The sequence below is a fragment of the Marinobacterium iners DSM 11526 genome (assembly GCF_900107855.1).
GTDB lineage: Bacteria > Pseudomonadota > Gammaproteobacteria > Pseudomonadales > Balneatricaceae > Marinobacterium > Marinobacterium iners.
Genome location: NZ_FNRJ01000015.1, coordinates 1 through 18,876, shown reverse-complemented (window position 1 = coordinate 18,876; position 18,876 = coordinate 1). Strand labels below are relative to the sequence as shown.

Sequence of the window (18,876 nt, the reverse complement as noted above, 5' to 3'; positions counted from 1 at the left end):
TCGGAGGTCGTGTGCGGCAATCCTATTACCACTGGTTACCCGATCAGCAGGCGCTGATGCTGGAGCAGACAATTGCGCTGGCCGAAATCAATTCGGGTACGTTCAATGTCACGGGCGTTAATGCCGTCGCTGACAGGCTCGCTGAACTGGCCGCTGGGTTGAATGCCGTGGTGCAGCGGATCGATCTGCCGCATTACCGTCAGCTCACGGACAGGGCCGAATGGCAGGAGCAACCACTGGGACAGGCGCTGCAGCTGCAAAAACATCCAGATGCGCCGCTGCAGCTGTTGTTGATGGGACACCTGGATACGGTCTACGGCGTTGACCATCCCTTCCAGCAGATACGCTGGCTTGATGCCGAGCGCCTCAACGGCCCCGGGGTAACCGATATGAAAGGTGGCCTGGTGGTAGCACTGCATGCTCTGACGGTGCTGGAAGCCTCGCCGCTGGCGGGCAAAATCGGCTGGCGATGGCTGCTTAACCCGGATGAAGAGATCGGCTCGCCCTGCTCTGCTGAACTGATTGCGAGCTGTGCGGCAGAGGCTGACCTGGGGCTGGTGTTTGAACCGGCATTGGCCGATGGTTCTCTCGCCGGTGCGCGCAAGGGCAGTGGCAATTTCAGTGTGCGTGTAACGGGACGTGCTGCCCACGCGGGGCGCGAACATCACCTGGGTCGTAACGCGATCCGGGCGTTGTGCGATTTTATCAGTGCGCTGGATAACCTTAACGGTCAGCGAAAAGGGGTGACCATCAACCCCGGCTATATTCATGGAGGTGGTGCGGTCAACGTGGTGCCCGATCGGGCGATGGCGCGTTTCAATATACGTATTGAACAGCCTGAAGATGAGCTCTGGTGCCTGCAACAGCTTGAGCAGTTACAACAGCGAATCTTCCGGCAGGAGGGTATTCAAATTGAGCTGGACGGTGATTTTGGACGCAAGCCCAAACCGTTTGGGCCGCACCTGCGTTTGTTTGAACGCCTTCGCCAGATCGGCCAGAGGTTGGGCACCAAGCTGAACTGGCTGCCCAGTGGAGGCTGCTGCGATGGCAATAATCTGGCCGCTGCAGGAGTGGCTAACATTGATACGCTGGGAGTGTGTGGTGGCTCAATTCATTCCAGCGATGAATTTCTGTTGGTTGGCAGTCTTTCAGAGCGCGCCCGACTGACAGCCGCGTTGTTGTTCGAACTGGCCCAGGATGACCCGGCGCAGTGGCGCCGTAAACGGAGGTAAGCATGCTGGATCTGCTGATCAACGGCATCTGGGTGACCGGTGAAGGTACGCCACTGGTTTCCATCAATCCGGTGAATGGCGAGCGGCTCTGGAGTGGCCAAAGTGCCAGTCTGGAACAGGTTGACCGGGCGTTGTCTGCTGCGAGGCGGGCGGCGCCGAACTGGGCTGGGCTGGGGTTTGACCTGCGTCGACAGCTGGTCGAGCGTTATACAGACCTGCTGCAGCAGGAAGCCGAACCAATGGCAATTTGTATCGCGGAAGAAACCGGCAAGCCGTTGTGGGAGGCACGTACCGAAGTCACCAGCATGATCGGCAAAACCGCTCTGTCAATCCGGGCATATTCAGAACGTACCGGTTGCCATATCAGCGAACAGAATGGTATTCGCACAGCCGTGCGTCACAAGCCACATGGCGTGCTGGCGGTGTTTGGACCCTACAACTTTCCCGGTCACCTGCCCAATGGTCATATCGTACCGGCCCTGCTGGCGGGGAATACACTGCTGTTCAAGCCCAGTGAACAGACCCCACTGGTGAGCCGTCACATGGTTCAACTGTGGCAACGAGCCGGACTGCCGCACGGCGTGCTCAACCTGTTACAGGGCGGCGCGGAAGTCGGGCAGGCGTTGGCGGCCAGTGAGCAGCTTGACGGTATCTGTTTTACCGGCAGTTCGGCTACGGGAGAGCGCTTGCAGCAGCAGTTTGGCAACCGCCCCGGCAAGCTGCTGGCGCTGGAGATGGGAGGGAATAATCCGCTCGTAGTGCGGTCTGTGGATAATATTGAGGCAGCGCTGTTCTGTGTTATCCAGTCGGCCTTTTTAAGCAGTGGGCAGCGTTGCAGTTGTGCGCGCCGTCTGCTGATACCTGTGGGTAATTGGGGCGATGAGTTTATCAACAGGTTGGTTGAAGCGGTGGGCAGGCTGGCAGTGGGTGCCCCCTTTGCTGATCCACAGCCGTTCATGGGCAGCCTGATTTCGTCTGAAGCTGTGGATAACCTGCTGGCTGCACAGCTGAGGCTGCAGTCGATGGGGGCTGAAGTGGTGCTGGCGATGCAATCCGTGCGTGAAGGCAGTGCTTTGCTGACGCCGGGATTGATTGATGTGACCGAGCTGGGTGCTCGGGCGCCTGATGAGGAGTACTTTGGTCCTCTGCTGCAACTGATCCGCTACCGGGATGTTGATCAGGCCATTACCCTGGCCAATCGTACCCGATATGGCCTCAGTGCTGGGCTGATCAGTGACAGTGAGGCAGAGTTTGACCACTTTCACCGCCATATTCGCGCCGGTGTGGTGAACTGGAACAGGCCTTTGACCGGGGCGTCCGGTGCACTGCCTTTTGGCGGCATCGGTGCCAGCGGTAACCACCGCCCCGGTGCCTGGTATGCGGCGGATTACTGTGCCTACCCCGTGGCTGGGTTGGAAAGTGCACGGCTTGAGCTGCCACAGAGCCTGCCACCGGGCATGGTATTGGGAGCGAAGGAATGAAGGCGGTAGAGGTCAATTTTGATGGTCTTGTAGGGCCTACCCACAACTACAGCGGATTGGCGCCGGGCAACCTGGCTTCGGTCCGTAATCGTGACCAGATCTCGAATCCAAGGGCAGCGGCCTTGCAGGGGCTGGCCAAGATGAAACGGCTGCATGATTTGGGGCTGACGCAGGGGGTGCTGCCGCCGCAACCCAGGCCGGAGCCTGAATTGCTGCGTCGGCTGGGCTTTGCCGGCTCGGATTCTCAGGTGTTGTCTCGCGCTGCAGTCGAGGCTCCTTGGCTACTTTCAGCTGCCTGTTCCGCCTCTTCCATGTGGACAGCAAACGCGGCGACCGTGTCACCGGCGGCTGATACAGCGGACGGACGTGTGCACTTTACACCAGCCAATCTGGTCTCTCAGCTTCATCGCAGCATGGAAAGCGCGATGACAGGAGAAATTCTGCGGCGGGTTTTCCACAACGAGCAGTTTTTTTGTGTCCACAACGCGCTGCCGGCCAGCTCGGCACTCGGTGACGAAGGTGGTGCCAATCACAATCGGTTATGCACAGGTTATTCCGATCCGGGTGTTGCTCTGTTTGTTTATGGCCGCAGCCGGCAGCAGTCAGGACCGCACCGCTTCCCTGCTCGTCAAACCCTTGAAGCCAGTGAGGCGGTGGCGCGTCAGCATGGGCTGAATCCGGCACGGGTTATTTATGCACAACAGCAACCTGACGCCATCGATGCCGGTGTTTTCCACAATGATGTTATTGCAGTCGCCAATCGTAACCTGCTGTTCTGTCACGAAGGCGCTTTTGTAGATCAGACACAGGTGATTGGTCGCTTGAGCCATGCACTCGATGGCAAGCTGAATCTGATTCAGGTGAGTGAGCAGGAAGTGGCGCTGCAGGCAGCAGTGCAGAGCTATCTGTTCAACAGCCAGCTGTTGACCCTTTCAGGGGGCCATACCTTGCTGCTGGTACCACTGGAATGTCGCGAAAACGAACAGGTCTGGCATTACCTGCAAACATTGCTGAAAGCACGCAAAGGGATCGATGCAGTGGAAGTGATAGATCTGCGCCAGAGCATGCGCAATGGTGGCGGTCCGGCCTGCCTGCGGCTAAGGGTGGTGCTGGAGTCTGAAGCTCTGGAAGCCTGCCATCAGGGAGTTCTGTTCAGCGATCAACTATATGCGCAGCTGATCGACTGGGTTGAGCGCCATTACCGTGATCGGCTGGTACCCTCCGAGCTGGCCGACCCGGCACTGCTGGATGAGTCGCACGCCGCTCTGGATGAGCTGACGCGCATTCTGCAGTTGGATAGTCTCTACCCGTTCCAGCATTGACGTTTTACAAGGGTTGCAGGTTGGCAAAACCCACCACCAGCCACTTGCTGCCGGCTTCTTCGAAGTTGACCTGTACCCGTGCCTTGGGGCCACTGCCCTCGAAGTTGGTCACCATACCTGCGCCGAACTTGGCGTGCATTACTGCTTGCCCCAAGCGCAGATCGGTACTGGGGATCTCGGCGCTGGACAGCGAGCTGCCACCCCCGAACAGGCTGCTCTCTGAATCGTACCCGCTGCTGTAGGGACGGCGTACTGTGGCGTTGAGGCGTACCTCTTCGATATGCTCTGCCGGTATCTCGTTGATGAAGCGCGATACGCGGTTAAAGGTTTCCTTGCCGTGCAGGCGGCGTGATTCAGCGTAGGTCATGTACAGCTTCTGCATGGCGCGGGTGATGCCCACGTAGCAGAGGCGGCGTTCCTCCTCCAGCCTGCCCGGTTCTTCCGCCGACATGCTGTGCGGGAACAGACCCTCCTCCATGCCCGCCAGGAACACCAGCGGGAACTCCAGCCCCTTGGCGGAGTGCAGCGTCATCAGCTGTACACTGTCGGTGTGCACATCGGCCTGGGCTTCACCGGCATCCAGTGCCGCCTGGTCCAGGAATGCCGCCAGCGGTGAATTGAAGCCCTCTTCGTTGTCTTCCTGCCACTGGCCGGCAAACTGGCGGGCGGCGTTGACCAGCTCCTCAAGGTTTTCGATACGGGACTGGCCTTTTTCGCCCTTCTCTTTTTCGTGGTGTTCAATCAGGCCGGAATGCTGCACCACATGCTCGGTCTGTTCGTGCAACTCGGTACCACGAGTACCAGCATCCAGCTGATTGATCAGATCAATGAACGCCTGCAGCGCATTGCTGGCGCGGGCTGGCAGGGTCTTCAGCTCAGTGATTTCATTGGCGGCCCGCCACATGGAAACGTTCTCGCCTCGGGCGTGTTCGCGGATCGCCTCGATGGTGCGGGTACCGATACCGCGGGTGGGGACATTGATCACTCGCTCCATGGCGGTATCATCATCGCGGTTGGCCAGCAGACGCAGATAAGCCAGTGCGTTCTTGATCTCCAGCCGGTCATAGAAGCGCTGACCGCCGTAGATGCGATAGGGCATGCCGGCCCGGATCAGCATCTCCTCCAGTACGCGGGACTGGGCGTTGGAGCGGTATAGAATGGCCGATTCATCTCGGCGATTACCCTCTTCTACCCACTTCTGGATCTGGTCAACGATGAAGCGTGCCTCGTCCTGCTCGTTGAAGGCGCTGTAGAGCGATATCGGCTCACCATCGCCCAGCTCGGTCCACAGCTCTTTGCCCAGGCGGCCGAAGTTGTTCTGGATCACGGCGTTGGCGGCGCCGAGAATGGTGCCGGTGGAGCGGTAGTTCTGCTCCAGACGGATGGTTTCGGTACCCGGGAAGTGTTGCTCAAGATGCTGGATGTTCTCGATGCGAGCACCGCGCCAGCCGTAGATCGACTGGTCATCATCGCCCACGGCCATCAGTTTGTTCTCGCCCTCACACAGCAGGCGCAGCCAGGCGTACTGAATGGCGTTGGTATCCTGAAACTCGTCCACCAGCACATAGCGGAAACGTTCGCGGTAGTGCTTGAGCAGCTGGGGTGCGCGGTCGCGCAGCAGTTCCAGTGCCCGCAGCAACAATTCGCCAAAATCGATCATGCCGCCTCGTTCACAGGCCTCTTCGTAGGCTTCATAGACCCGAATCATCATCGCCTGGAACGGATCGCCCGTCCGCTCAATGTGGGCGCTGCGCAGGCCTTCGTCCTTCTGGCCATTGATGAACCATTGAAACTGACGTGCCGGCCAGCGACTGTCATCCAGATTCATCTCCTTGCACAGACGCTTGATCAGGCGCAGCTGGTCGTCGCTGTCCATGATCTGGAAGTTATCGCGCAGCCCGGCATCGCGCCAGTGGGCACGCAGCAGCCGGTGCGCCAGACCATGGAAGGTGCCCACCCACATGCCGTGGGTGTTGATCCCCAGCAGGTGTTCGATTCGCCCGCGCATCTCCCGGGCCGCCTTGTTGGTAAAGGTCACAGCCATGATTGAATAGGGTGACAGGCCTTCGGTCTCAATCAGCCAGGCGATGCGATGCACCAGTACCCGCGTTTTGCCGGAGCCGGCACCTGCCAGAACCAGCAGGTTGTTCAGATCAGCGGTAACCGCCTGCCGCTGGGCGTCGTTGAGCGAGTCGATGATGTGTGTAACGTCCATGGGCCCTGCCGAGTTGAAATCAGATGAATCGAGGTGGAAAGACTGCAGTATACCAGCCCGGACGACTTGGCCTGAAGCCAACAGCCGATCCGGGCCGCAACCGTCAGATTGAGGCGGGTGTTTCGATACGTGCCAGCAGGGTACGACGGAACTCGTCCGGATCTTTCAGTTTGGTGCTGATGCCACTGCGTGAAGCTTGCTCAACCCCGAGCCAGGGTATTAGCCGCGACAGCCAGAAACGCATGGCAGCAGTGCGAACCAGCGTCGGCCAGGCGGCGATTTCTTCATCAGTAAACGGGCGTACACTGGCATAGGCCTTGAGCAGTGCCTGCTCCCGTACCGGATCAGCCTGCCCCTGTGCGTTGGTACACCAGTCGTTGGCGACAATGGCCAGATCAAACAGCAGGAAAGCGGTTGCCGCGTTGTAGATATCGAGGATCGCTTCCAGATGGCCATCACGGAACAGGGCGTTGTCATGGAACAGGTCGCCGTGGATGGTACCCAGCGGCAAGCCGAAGGGTTTTTCTCGCAACTGGTCAAACAGGGCTACTTCCTGCTGCAGCAGTTCAGCATCTTCCGGTTTGAGCAGATGGCGAATGGCCTGACTCTCGCGTCGCCACCAGAAAACGCCCCTCTGAGCCTGTCTGCGCAGATAGAACTCTTCGCCGGCCAGGTGGAACTGTGCCAGTGCTGTGCCGATCTCGGTACAGTGTGCCGCTGTCAGCTGTTCGCGACTGACATGATGTCCCTGGAAGCGGGGCTGGAAAAAGGCGGGTTTGGCGCACACCTGTTTCAGCGCAATACCGTTGCGATCCTTGATCGCATAGGGAACCGGTACCTGACGCGTATGCAGCCACTGGCCCAGCTCGACAAAGAATGGCATCTCGTCGAAGGCCAACTCTTCGAACAGTGTCAGAACGTACTGCTGTTCGTGGCCGTCAAGGTCCAGCGTAACGAAGAAGTTGCTGTTTTCGATGCCACCTTCGATCCCTTCGAAGCTGACCAGTCTACCCAGCGCATAGTCTTCCAGCAGGGCTTCAAGTTGAGCGCGGCTGATATCGGTATATACGGCCAATGTCGGTTACCAGCGGAAGATGACCCATTTCGGAATCAGCAGCTGCGACTCCTCTACACGAATGAATTTGGAGCCATCAGCCGGCACCAGATAGTAGGGCTTGCCAACCTTGGGCACGACCTTTATTTCGCGCAGCTGGCCGTTGACGGTGTACTCGTAATAGGTGCTTTCACCATCGTGGGTGATGGTTATCTCTGGCTCGGTCAGGGCCGGGTCATCCACTACTTCGGCTTGGGCCAGGGGCGTCAGTGCCAATACCGCCGCCAGCGTCAGTTTTTTCAGCATCATTGCTTCCCAATTGGTTAGTCGGGGTCGAATTGTCTATGATTGTGGGCCTTGTCGCAGGCGCCGACAACCCCGAAACAGTTTTAAATGGATACTCCCATGAGCGAACAGCACGCCCCGGTCATTCTGGTGGATGGCTCCTCCTACCTTTATCGAGCATTTTTCGCCTCCCAGCAGGCTGATCTGCGTACAGCTGACGGCACGCCAACCGGTGCCATCAGGGTTGTGACCTCGATGCTCAAACGTCTGCTCAAGGACTATCCGGGCAGCCCTGTCGCCGTTATTTTCGATGCCAAGGGCAAAACATTTCGCGACGAGATATATGCTGAGTATAAGTCACATCGCCCGCCCATGCCGGATGACCTGCGCGCTCAGGTGGAGCCGATCCATGCCATCATTCGGGCCATGGGACTGCCGCTGTTCGTCGAAGACGGCGTGGAAGCGGACGATGTGATCGGTACCCTGGCGCGTCAGGCCAGCGAATCCGGCCGCGCGGTGGTTATCTCCACCGGTGACAAGGATATGGCACAGCTGGTGGACGAACATGTCACCCTGATCAACACCATGAACGACAGCAAGATGGATGTGGCAGGGGTCGAGGAAAAGTTTGGTGTGCCGCCGCAGCTGGTGATCGATCTGCTGGCGCTGCAGGGGGACAAGGTAGACAACATTCCCGGTGTGCCCGGTGTGGGTGAAAAGACCGCGTTGGCACTGCTGCAAGGTATCGGCGGCATCCAGGACCTTTATGAGAACCTGGATAAAATACCCACGCTGGGCTTCCGTGGCGCCAAGACCATGCCGAAAAAGCTGGAGGAGAATCGCGAAGCGGCGGAGCTGTCCTATCTGCTGGCCACCATCAAGACCGATGTACCGCTGCAGATCGACCTGCACGACATTACCCTGCCTGAACCCCAGCCGGAGCAGCTGCTGGAGCTGTTCAAACAGTTCGAGTTCAAGAGCTGGGTGCGTGAACTGGAAGCAGGAGATGCCGAAGAGTTGGGGGCTGAGGAGCCGGTGGCTCTGGAAGACGCCATCGAAACCGAATATGAAACGGTCCTGACGCAGGAAGCCTTCGATGCCTGGCTTGAGACACTCAAGGCCGCGGGCGAGTTTGCTTTCGATACCGAAACCACCAGCCTGAACTACATGGAAGCTCAGCTGGTGGGTGTCTCTTTCGCGGTCGAGCCAGGCAAGGCCGCCTATGTACCACTGGCGCACGATTACATGGGTGCTCCGGTACAGCTGGATCGCGAGGCTGTGCTGGCGCAGCTGAAGCCGCTGCTGGAAGATTCCGAGCTGAAAAAGATCGGTCAGCACATCAAATACGACATGAATGTGCTGCGCCATTATGGCATTGAACTGCAGGGCATCGGCGCCGATACCATGCTGGAGTCCTACGTACTGAACTCCACTGCCAGTCGTCATGACATGGATACGCTGGCGGATCGTCACCTGGGCGTGACCACGACCAGCTTTGAGGATATCGCCGGCAAGGGCAAAAAACAGCTGACCTTTAACCAGATCGAGCTGGAACAGGCGGCGCCCTATGCGGCTGAAGATGCCGATATAACCTTGCGCCTGCATCATAAACTGCAACCGCAGCTGGCCGCCGAGGGTGAACTACTCAAGGTCTTCAATGACATTGAACGCCCGCTGATCCCGGTACTGTCACGCATGGAATATCGTGGTGCGCTGGTGGATGCCAAGATTCTGGGCGAACAGAGTCGGGAACTGGAGAAGCGCCTGGGCGAAATAGAGAAAGACGCTTTCGAGCTGGCGGGCGAAGAGTTCAACCTCAATTCCACCAAACAACTGCAGGCGATTCTGTTCGACAAGATGGGCCTGCCAGTGAAAAAGAAAACACCGAAGGGTGCGCCGTCTACGGCCGAAGAGGTGCTGCAGGAGTTGGCGCTGGACTATCCGCTGCCCAAGCTGCTGATTGAACAGCGAGGCTTGAGCAAGCTCAAGAGTACCTACACCGACAAGCTGCCGCAGATGATCAATCCGGCTACCGGGCGTATCCATACCTCCTATCATCAGGCAGTGACGGCGACCGGACGCTTGTCCTCATCCGAGCCCAACCTGCAGAACATCCCGGTACGTACCCTCGAGGGGCGTCGTATCCGCAACGCTTTTGTTGCACCCGAGGGTTACAAAATCATTGCGGCGGACTATTCACAGATTGAACTGCGCATCATGGCGCACCTGTCCGGTGACGAGGGGCTGCTCAACGCCTTCCGACACGGTGAAGATATCCACAAGGCGACTGCTGCCGAAGTGTTCGGCATTACTGTGGACAAGGTAACGGCAGATCAGCGCCGCAACGCCAAGGCGATCAACTTCGGCCTGATCTATGGCATGTCCGCCTTTGGTCTGGCACGGCAGTTGGGAATCGGCAACAAGGAGGCCGGTACCTACATCGAGCACTATTTCGCCACCTATCCCGGCGTACAGCGCTACATGGACGAAACTCGTGCCCAGGCCCGGGATCAGGGCTATGTAGAAACACTGTTCGGTCGCCGTCTCTACCTGCCGGAGATCAACGACCGCAATCCGATGAAGCGTCAGGCCGCCGAACGTACCGCGATTAACGCACCCATGCAGGGTACGGCAGCAGATATTATCAAACGCGCGATGATTGCGGTGGATAACTGGCTGGAACAGGGCCAGATGGATGCTCGCATGATCATGCAGGTACACGATGAGCTGGTGTTCGAAGTGCGTGAAAGCGAAGTGGATAACTTTATCGCGCAGGTCAAACCGCTGATGGAAGATGCCGCCGAACTTGCGGTACCCCTGCTGGTTGAAGCCGGTGTCGGCGATAACTGGGAACAGGCACACTGATCTTTTTTTGTACAAAAGTGAACTTTTGTCGAATCAAGGGTCTTAACTGTTGAGCCGCGGCATGAAATCCCAGTCTTGCCAGCGTGGAGTCGCGGCTCTGTCTGTCATGACATCTTGACCCCGGCAGTGGTGCTCCCCTTCCATCTGCCGGGGTTTTTCTTGGCTGTCAGTCTGCTTTGGGTGGAATCAGCTCCACCTCATCCGGTTGCATCTCTTTCAGATCCGGCAGCAGCCAACTGTTGATCCTCTGGCGCAGCTGGTCCACACCTGACTTTTTCAGAGCCGAAAACGTCTGCACACTCACCTTGTCGCCCAACCGTTCCTTGAGTTGCTTCTGAATCTGCAACATGGTGCTCTTGGCCGGACCTCGCTTGAGTTTGTCTTCCTTGGTCAGCAGCACGTGCAGGGGTACACCGGTCGATGAGCACCAATGCACCATCATTTCGTCGAATTCCTTCATTGGATGGCGAATATCCATCACCAGTACCACACCCTGCAGGCATTCGCGGTGCTGCAGGTAGGCATCCAGATGGCGCTGCCAGTGAAGTTTCATCGCAACCGGCACCTTGGCATAGCCGTAACCCGGTAGGTCGACCAGTCTAAGGCCTTCAATGTTGAGCCTGAAAAAGTTGATCAGCTGCGTACGTCCGGGGGTTTTTGAGGTCCGTGCCAACGCGGTCTGTGCGGTCAGTGCGTTGATCGCGCTGGATTTGCCGGCATTGGAACGACCGGCAAAGGCAACCTCGGCACCGGTGTCGGGCGGACATTGGTCGAGACGTGATGCGCTGGTCTCGAAATGAGCAAGGTTGTAATGGATAACGGGGTCAAACGTAGACATGGCGCAAGACTCGGGTGGCCACAAAGTGAACATATACGTTCCAGTTTGTGGGGATATTGGTTTATAATGCCGCCAATTTTACCCGCGAACCGAGTCTGTCTCCAGTCAGGGTAATAGTGGAAATTGGCCGTTTACTGCTGTTTACTGCAAAATCAGCGGTAGATTAAAACACATTTCGTCAAGCAAGAGTCTGGGTTAGTCAATGAACAAACTACTGATCAGCTTACTGGTAAGCATCGGTATCACCGGCGTCGCGCATGCGGCAGGTGATGCAACTGCAGGCCAGGGCAAGACAGCCGTATGTACTGCCTGTCACAGTGCCGATGGCAACAGTGTCGTGGGTAACTTCCCGAAACTGGCTGGGCAGGGTGAAAAATACCTGCTCAAGCAGATGCTCGAAATCAAAAGCGGTGTCCGTTCCGTGCCGGAAATGACCGGTTTGCTGGATAACCTCAATGAACAGGACTTGGCTGATATTGCGGCGTTCTTCGCCAGCAAGAACGTTCAGCTGGGGCAGGCTGCAGCAGACCAGGTTGAGGCGGGTCAGAAAATATGGCGCGCCGGTGTTGCAGATAAAGGCGTAGCAGCCTGTACGGCTTGCCACGGCCCCAACGGCAAGGGGATAGACTCTGCGGCCTACCCGTCGCTTAGCGGTCAGCACGCCCAGTATGTTGAGTCTACACTGAAGAAGTTTGCCAGCGGTGACCGCAACAACGATCCGGCCAACATGATGCGCGATATTGCATCCAAAATGAGCGAAGCGGAAATGAAAGCGGTTTCCCAGTACGTTCAGGGCCTGCACTAAGCGGCAGGCGTTGCGTCCAGTCTGATCAAAAAGGCAGCATAGGCTGCCTTTTTTGTTGAGCATGAAACTTATTCAGGCTTGTCGAGGTCACTATTCGACAAGATGCCAGCTCTGGGAGAATTGAAATGTTGAAAAAGCTGTTGCTGACAGCATCGCTGTCTTTGTTTGCCGCACTGTCCTGGGCTCAGGACTATCGCGAAGGTGAGCACTATTTCGCTCTGTCTCATCCGGTCAAAACGGTCGCGGATGATAAGGTAGAAGTGGTTGAGGCTTTCGGGTATGCCTGTCCTCACTGCAACACCTTTGAACCTATGTTGGCTCACTGGCGCGAACAGCAGGCTGATGATGTTGCTTTCGTTGGTCTGCCTGTGGTGTTTGGTCGCAGCTGGGAGCCGCTGGCGCGGGCCTATTATGTTGCCGAATTGAGCGATAAAGTTAAAGAAACGCACCAGCCAATGTTTGACGCAATCCACCTTCAGCGCAAGCGTTTCAGCAGTGTGGAAGCGCTGGCTGAGTTTTATGCTACCTTGGGTATTGAGAAGGAAGAGTTCACGAAGCTTTATGATTCTTTTGCCGTTAACATGAAACTCAAGCAGGGAGACTCCAAGCTGCGTGGCTATGAAATTACCGGTGTTCCGGCCATGGTTGTGAATGGCAAGTACCGTGTAAGTGCTGCTTCAGCCGGGGGGCACAAGGAAATGCTTGAGGTCGTGGACTATCTGGTTGAGCGCGAACGCTCGGCACTCTGATTCAGGTCATGCCGCAACACCAAAAACCGCCTTTTGCAGGCGGTTTTTTCGTTTCCATTCAGAAACGCAAGGTAATATGCTGTAGCTCAGAAGCGTAGATTGTCTTGTGGTGAGGAAAGTGAGTGTCTGACCAGGAAAACTGGAAGCGCAAATATACGGAGTTGACGCTCGAAGTTGAGCGGCAGCAGCAGTCTGATGCCCGTATCAAAAGTGAGCTTACTGCACTGGTCGAGCACATGGCACTGGGCCTGCAGGGCAATGGGTCTGAACTTGACAGCGAACTTGCTTCCCTTTTGGCTTCACTGAAGTCACAGAATACCGAACGTGTGGCATCGTTGTCACGTCAGGTCCGTAAAAGCGTCAAACAACTGGATCAGGATCGGCACGGAGTCTCCGACAGCCTTGCCAAGGTGCTGCGCCGCTGGAGCCAGCAGCTGCGTCGGGTCAATAAGGTTCCTTCTGTCGATAATCTTCTGGGCAACGTTGAAAACCGTATCCCGGATGCAGTCGAGCGTCTGTACAAGCTATCTGATTTGCTGATGGACCTGGTCGAGCTGCAAAATGGCATGCTGGTGAGTAACGCAACCTCAGGCTCCCCTGAAAATGATTTTGAACTGAACGCTGATGCGGGCCAGGATATTGATGTGCTCCGTGCCAGTGTCGCATCGGAGATGCTGCAGTTGCTTGAAGCATTGCAGGTGCCAGCAGAGGGTGTTGAACGTGCTCGGAGCCTGGTATGTCAGCTTGAGGAAGGGCTGGAGCTGGAGCAGCTGCCTGAGATGCTTTCCACAGTGATTGAGCTGGTACGTCTTGCAGGAGGAAACACTCAGGAAGATTTTGAAAATTACCTGCTGACGTTGAATTCCCAACTCTCGTATGTACAACAGTTTCTGGAAGAAAGTCGAACTGATGAGGCGCAGGCGGTGCAGGCGCATCATCAGCTGGACTCGACGGTGCGTCGTGATGTACGCAATATTCATCTTACGGTGAAAGAGTCCGAGGACCTCAACCTGCTGAAGCAGAGTGTTGCCCGGCAGTTGGCCTCTATCGTGCGTACCATGGACAGCTACCGACAGCAGGAGCAGACGCGCGAAGACCGTCTGAACCGGCGTTATGATGACCTGCTGCACAAGGTTGAGCAGATGGAAGTCGAGACCAGTAAGGTCAAGGCAAGGATGAAAGAGGAGCAACTGCGTGCGCGCACGGATCCCCTGACCGGTCTGCCGAACAGAACTGCCTATGAGCAGCATCTGGAATCGGAGATGGATCGCTGGCGACGCTATCAAACACGGTTTTCCCTTGCTGTCGGAGATATCGATTTTTTCAAGAAAATCAATGATGATTTGGGGCACCTTGCTGGTGACAGAGTGTTGCGCCTTGTAACCAAGGTGTTGATGCATAGTCTGCGCAGCACTGATTTTATTGCCCGTTTTGGCGGTGAAGAGTTTGTTATCCTGTTTCCCTCAACCAGTGCCGATGAGGCCTACCGTGCCACCGAGAAGTTGCGTCAGGCCATTGCCGACAGCCCCTTCAACTTCAAGGGTGAGCGGGTTGAAGTTAGTATCTCCTTTGGTGTCGCTGAGGTTGCCTCCGAAGATGACGCAGAAAATCTGTTTACACGTGCGGACCAGGCACTTTATCGAGCCAAGCAACAGGGCCGAAACCAGACACAGCTGGCCACGACAGGGTAGAATGGGGCTTTTCGTCAACCACGGGATATCCTGAGCTGTGCGGACCGTATTGCGCTCATTGAAGATCGCCTGGATCTTCTCTTACTATCGTCTCGACACGTTTTTCAATCAGCCACTGTTGCCCTGGTATGTGAGGGCTCTGTTCTGGCTACTCCCATCCCGCTACCTTATTCCTGCTCGCCACCCGCAGGCGGAACGTTTGCGCCTGGCGCTTGAGGCATTGGGGCCGGTGTTCATCAAGTTTGGTCAGATGCTGTCTACGCGTCGAGATCTGCTGCCGGATGACATCGCACAGGAACTCTCAAAACTGCAGGACCGGGTACCGCCTTTCTCCGGTCAGTTGGCGCAGAAGATAATCGAGCGCGAATTGAAGCGACCTGTTACGGAGATTTTCTCATCATTCAGTGTAGAGCCAATGGCGTCTGCCTCGGTGGCGCAGGTACATGCGGCGACACTGAATGATGGCAAGGCGGTTGTGGTCAAGGTGATACGCCCCGGTATCAGCAGCGTTATCCGTCAAGATGTGGCGCTGCTGTATCTGCTGGCGCGGCTGATGCAGGCGATCTGGTCTGAAGGGCGACGGCTGCGCCCTGTCGAGGTGGTGCATGAGTATGAACAGACCATTTTCGACGAGCTGGATTTACGCAAGGAAGCTGCCAACGGGTCGCAGCTGAGACGCAACTTTGATGACTCTGACATCCTGTATGTGCCCGAAATATTCTGGGATTACACCCGTCAGCAAGTTCTGGTGATGGAGCGTATACAGGGGGTCCCTGTTGCTGATGTGGCACAGCTGCGGGCGCAGGGGACTGACATGAAACTGCTGGCAGAGCGTGGCGTGGAGATCTTTTTCACGCAAGTATTCCGTGACAGCTTTTTCCATGCCGACATGCACCCGGGCAATATTTTCGTATCACGGGATAATCCGGCCAATCCACAATATATTGCCGTAGACTTTGGCATCATCGGCTCACTCAATGCCGAGGATCAAAACTATCTGGCACGTAATATTCTCGCTTTTTTTAAGCGCGACTATCGGCAGGTTGCGCAGTTGCACATCGACTCAGGCTGGGTGCCGAGAGATACTAACGTGCATGCGTTCGAGACAGCGATCCGCAGCGTTTGTGAGCCGATTTTTGAGAAGCCGCTGAAGGATATATCTTTTGGTATGGTGCTGCTGGGGCTGTTTCAGACCGCACGTCGCTTCAATATGGAAGTTCAGCCGCAGCTGGTATTGTTGCAGAAGACCCTGCTTAACATTGAAGGGCTGGGGCGCCAACTCTACCCTGACCTCGACCTTTGGCAGACCGCCAAGCCGTTTCTGGAAAACTGGATGCAGCAGCGGATGGGCGTTAAGGCAGCCTATCAAAGCATCAAGCAACAGGCGCCGGAATGGTTGGAAAAAATGCCCCACTTACCCCAGCTGGTGTATGACAGCCTGCAACAACTCAAGCTTGGTTCCGAGAACAATGAGGGGCTGCAACTCAAGCTTCAGCAACAGCGGGTACGGGATGAACAACGTAAAAGACGTTATCTGCTGACGGGGATAACCCTACTGGCTGCCGCGACGGTGACTGCACTGCCAGCATTGCAACAAAGCCTACAGGATCTGCCTTGGTATGCGCTGCTAGCGGGGGGCTGCGGCTGGCTGTTGATCTGGCGAGCCTGAGGCTGCTGGTTCAGGTCGTCACGATCAGTTATGCTTCGACGCTTCCAATTCAATCGGAACAGTACAGAGAGGCATCATGTCTGCAGACTGGCTTGAGCAGATCAAGTGGGACGAAAAGGGCCTGATCCCGGCCATCGCCCAGGACTTCAGAACCGGGCGCATCCTGATGGTGGCCTGGATGAATGAAGAGGCGCTGCAGTTGACGGTGTCCGAACAGCGAGCCATCTATTGGTCGCGCTCGCGCAACAGGCTTTGGCGCAAGGGTGAAGAATCCGGACATGTGCAGAAACTGCATGAACTTAGACTGGACTGTGACGGGGACGTGATTCTGCTCAGTGTTGAACAGTTGGGCGACATCGCCTGTCATACCGGTCGTGAGAGCTGCTTCTATCGTGTACTGCGCAATGGCACAGAATGGGAAACCGTTGATGCCGTACGCAAGGATCCGAATCAAATCTATACCAGCAAAGGCTCGCATGATGAGTGATGTGCTTGATCAACTACAACAGGTGCTTGAGGCTCGTAAGCAGGCGGATGCCGAAACTTCCTATGTGGCATCTCTGCATGCCAAGGGACTCAACAAAATTCTGGAAAAAGTCGGTGAAGAAAGTGTCGAAACGATACTGGCTGCCAAGGATGCCGGCCTCAGCGGTGACAATACCGATCTGATCTATGAAACCGCAGACCTCTGGTTCCATACACTGGTGATGCTGTCACATCTGGGAGAGAGTCATACGGCTGTACTGCAGGAGTTGGCACGTCGTTTTGATCTTTCAGGTCTGGAAGAGAAGGCCTCGCGAGGCAAACAATAAACATTAAAACCGTTTCAGCTGCGGGCTGTAACGGTGCTATAAGATATGACTGGTATATTCACTACAGTGAATCTTTACAACCGCGGGAGGCAATATGCTCGGTGGAATCAGTATTTGGCAGCTGTTGATCGTTCTGGTAATCATCATTCTGCTGTTTGGCACCAAAAAACTGCGCAATATCGGTGGTGATCTGGGTGGAGCCCTGAAAAGCTTTAAGAAGGCCGTGAATGAGGATGATTCAGGTAAGAGCGACAGTGAAGCCGAGCAGAAAAAGATCTCGGCCGAGCAGGATGCTCAGTTCAAAGAGTCTGAAAAGACTGAGACCAAATCCGACAGCAAGTCAGACAAGTAAGCTGACGGCAGATGTTTGATATCGGTTTCTTTGAACTTCTGGTCATAGGTGTTGTTGCGCTGCTGGTGCTGGGTCCTCAGCGTCTGCCGATGGCCGCACGCACCTGCGGCCTGTGGCTGGGGCGTCTGCGGCGTACCGTTGGCTCCATCCAGAGTGAGATCAGGGAAGAGCTCAGAATGGAAGAGCTGAAGCGGACAACGGCGATCGAAAAAGAGCAACTTGAGCGAGAACTGCGGGAGATGAGCCAACCATTTTCAGACTCGCCTTTTGAAACCGGCACCGCCGATAAGGCCAAAGGTTCAGGCGAGGCCGGTATTAATACGGATGAAAGTAAAACCAGTGACAAGAAAGAGACACCATGAGCGTGGATCACTCTGATCAGGAACAACCTTTGATTGCCCATCTGGTGGAGCTTCGTCAACGACTGCTTTACAGCGTCTTGGCGATACTGGTGATTTTTCTCGGTCTGTTCTACTTTGCCAACGACCTCTACACGTGGATTTCCGCGCCATTGACAGCCTTGCTGCCGCAAGGCACAAGCATGATCGCAACGGATGTGACCTCTCCTTTCTTTGCGCCATTCAAGCTAACACTGGTGGCATCAGCTTTCATTGCCATGCCCTTTCTTTTGCATCAGGCCTGGAGCTTCATTGCGCCTGGCTTGTACAAGCATGAAAAGCGTCTAGCCATTCCATTGCTGATTTCGAGCATCCTGCTGTTTTATATGGGTATCGCGTTTGCGTACTATGTGGTGTTTCCGATCATCTTCGGTTTCTTTACCAGTGTAGGGCCTGAAAATATTGCGGTAATGACCGATATAAGCAGCTATCTCAATTTTGTCCTCAAACTGTTTTTTGCTTTCGGCATCGTCTTTGAAATACCCGTGGCTACCCTGCTGCTGTTATGGTCTGGTGCTGTGACGGTCAAAAGCCTAAAAGAGAAGCGTGCCTATGTCGTCGTCGGCTGTTTTGTTCTTGGCATGCTGCTGACTCCGCCCGATATAATTTCCCAGAGCCTGCTGGCTGTTCCGATGTGGTTGCTGTTTGAACTTGGCATACTGCTTGGAACCATACTGGTTCGGAAGCCGGATGAAGCTGAGGATGAAAGTGACTCCGCGGCTGATCCTAATAAGTAGTGTTACTACATCCAAAAGAACAACAGGCGCTCTGGCGCCTGTTGTTGTTTTGGGGTCGGGCAATGCCGGTTTTCATCTTTCTGAAACTTTTTTACACGCAGGTGTTGACTCCCTCAGTGGTGTCTGTAGAATTCGCCTCCTCGCTTGAGACGCCCACCGGAAACGGTTCAGGGCAGATCGATTGAGCAAGTGGTAAGATGTTGAATTAAGTGGTTTTTTGGTTCATCATTACGCTTCTTGAGTGACTGCCGAATCGTTGTTTGAGTGCTCAGCACTGAAACAGAAAACGAAAAAACGGTTGACACTGAAACGGGTTGCGGTAGAATACGCGCCTCGCTTGAGACAACAGGTTGCACCGAACGGTGCGGTTG

At 55.8% G+C, this 18,876-nt stretch carries 18 protein-coding genes; 13 read left to right on the top strand and 5 right to left on the bottom strand.

Going from position 1 to position 18,876, the window contains the following annotated elements; all coding sequences use genetic code 11:
* Positions 1–11: 11 nt before the first annotated feature.
* The 3 genes from BLV48_RS14285 to astB are packed head-to-tail and all read left to right on the top strand — an operon-like array spanning position 12 to position 4,035.
* Complete coding sequence (locus BLV48_RS14285) at positions 12–1,232, top strand: hydrolase (protein WP_254775051.1); 1,221 nt, start codon at positions 12–14, stop codon at positions 1,230–1,232.
* Between the two features lie 2 nt (positions 1,233–1,234).
* Positions 1,235–2,713, top strand: coding sequence for a succinylglutamate-semialdehyde dehydrogenase (gene astD, locus BLV48_RS14280; RefSeq protein WP_091827472.1), 1,479 nt, complete (start codon positions 1,235–1,237; stop codon positions 2,711–2,713).
* The gene (gene astB / locus BLV48_RS14275; RefSeq protein WP_091827471.1) at positions 2,710–4,035 is read left to right on the top strand and encodes an N-succinylarginine dihydrolase; all 1,326 of its coding nucleotides are present in this window, start codon (positions 2,710–2,712) and stop codon (positions 4,033–4,035) included. Before astD ends, astB begins: the two co-directional genes overlap by 4 nt.
* 4 nt (positions 4,036–4,039) lie before the next feature.
* Here astB and uvrD read toward each other — a convergent pair whose 3' ends face one another.
* From uvrD to BLV48_RS14260, 3 genes are all read right to left on the bottom strand, one after another.
* Positions 4,040–6,250 (bottom strand): DNA helicase II, encoded by a 2,211-nt coding sequence (gene uvrD, locus BLV48_RS14270; protein WP_091827470.1) that lies wholly within the window; start codon positions 6,248–6,250, stop codon positions 4,040–4,042.
* Between the two features lie 103 nt (positions 6,251–6,353).
* Complete coding sequence (locus tag BLV48_RS14265; RefSeq protein ID WP_091827469.1) at positions 6,354–7,325, bottom strand: homoserine kinase; 972 nt, start codon at positions 7,323–7,325, stop codon at positions 6,354–6,356.
* Between the two features lie 6 nt (positions 7,326–7,331).
* Positions 7,332–7,610, bottom strand: a complete 279-nt coding sequence (locus BLV48_RS14260) for a DUF2782 domain-containing protein (protein ID WP_091827542.1) — start codon at positions 7,608–7,610, stop codon at positions 7,332–7,334.
* A 99-nt stretch (positions 7,611–7,709) separates the two neighbouring features.
* Between BLV48_RS14260 and polA the strand changes: the two genes are divergently transcribed.
* On the top strand, positions 7,710–10,454 hold the full coding sequence (gene polA / locus BLV48_RS14255) for a DNA polymerase I (protein WP_091827468.1): 2,745 nt from the start codon (positions 7,710–7,712) through the stop codon (positions 10,452–10,454).
* A 166-nt stretch (positions 10,455–10,620) separates the two neighbouring features.
* Here the strand turns inward: polA and yihA are convergent, their stop codons facing one another.
* Positions 10,621–11,292 carry a ribosome biogenesis GTP-binding protein YihA/YsxC gene (yihA, locus tag BLV48_RS14250; protein ID WP_091827541.1) on the bottom strand — a complete coding sequence of 224 codons (672 nt, stop codon included), beginning with the start codon at positions 11,290–11,292 and terminating at the stop codon, positions 10,621–10,623.
* A gap of 202 nt (positions 11,293–11,494) precedes the next feature.
* Between yihA and BLV48_RS14245 the strand changes: the two genes are divergently transcribed.
* The 9 genes from BLV48_RS14245 (at position 11,495) to tatC (ending at position 18,505) form a co-directional block, all read left to right on the top strand.
* Entirely contained in the window at positions 11,495–12,097 is a 603-nt protein-coding gene (locus BLV48_RS14245) for a c-type cytochrome (protein WP_091827467.1), read from the top strand.
* Positions 12,098–12,222: 125 nt separating this feature from the next.
* Positions 12,223–12,846 (top strand): thiol:disulfide interchange protein DsbA/DsbL, encoded by a 624-nt coding sequence (locus BLV48_RS14240; protein ID WP_091827466.1) that lies wholly within the window; start codon positions 12,223–12,225, stop codon positions 12,844–12,846.
* A 122-nt stretch (positions 12,847–12,968) separates the two neighbouring features.
* Complete coding sequence (locus BLV48_RS14235; RefSeq protein ID WP_091827465.1) at positions 12,969–14,537, top strand: GGDEF domain-containing protein; 1,569 nt, start codon at positions 12,969–12,971, stop codon at positions 14,535–14,537.
* 37 nt (positions 14,538–14,574) lie between these two features.
* Positions 14,575–16,206 carry a ubiquinone biosynthesis regulatory protein kinase UbiB gene (gene ubiB / locus BLV48_RS14230; RefSeq protein WP_091827464.1) on the top strand — a complete coding sequence of 544 codons (1,632 nt, stop codon included), beginning with the start codon at positions 14,575–14,577 and terminating at the stop codon, positions 16,204–16,206.
* 76 nt (positions 16,207–16,282) lie between these two features.
* Positions 16,283–16,693 carry a phosphoribosyl-AMP cyclohydrolase gene (gene hisI, locus BLV48_RS14225; RefSeq protein ID WP_091827463.1) on the top strand — a complete coding sequence of 137 codons (411 nt, stop codon included), beginning with the start codon at positions 16,283–16,285 and terminating at the stop codon, positions 16,691–16,693.
* Positions 16,686–17,018 carry a phosphoribosyl-ATP diphosphatase gene (locus BLV48_RS14220; RefSeq protein WP_091827462.1) on the top strand — a complete coding sequence of 111 codons (333 nt, stop codon included), beginning with the start codon at positions 16,686–16,688 and terminating at the stop codon, positions 17,016–17,018. Before hisI ends, BLV48_RS14220 begins: the two co-directional genes overlap by 8 nt.
* A gap of 94 nt (positions 17,019–17,112) precedes the next feature.
* The gene (tatA, locus tag BLV48_RS14215) at positions 17,113–17,370 is read left to right on the top strand and encodes a Sec-independent protein translocase subunit TatA (RefSeq protein ID WP_091827461.1); all 258 of its coding nucleotides are present in this window, start codon (positions 17,113–17,115) and stop codon (positions 17,368–17,370) included.
* A gap of 11 nt (positions 17,371–17,381) precedes the next feature.
* Positions 17,382–17,732, top strand: coding sequence for a Sec-independent protein translocase protein TatB (tatB, locus tag BLV48_RS14210; protein ID WP_091827460.1), 351 nt, complete (start codon positions 17,382–17,384; stop codon positions 17,730–17,732).
* Positions 17,729–18,505 carry a twin-arginine translocase subunit TatC gene (gene tatC / locus BLV48_RS14205; protein ID WP_091827459.1) on the top strand — a complete coding sequence of 259 codons (777 nt, stop codon included), beginning with the start codon at positions 17,729–17,731 and terminating at the stop codon, positions 18,503–18,505. Before tatB ends, tatC begins: the two co-directional genes overlap by 4 nt.
* Positions 18,506–18,672: 167 nt before the next feature.
* On the opposite strand, the gene BLV48_RS19225 is transcribed toward tatC, so the two are convergent.
* A partial coding sequence (locus tag BLV48_RS19225) for a hypothetical protein (protein ID WP_217633028.1) occupies positions 18,673–18,876 on the bottom strand: 204 nt, incomplete at its 5' end.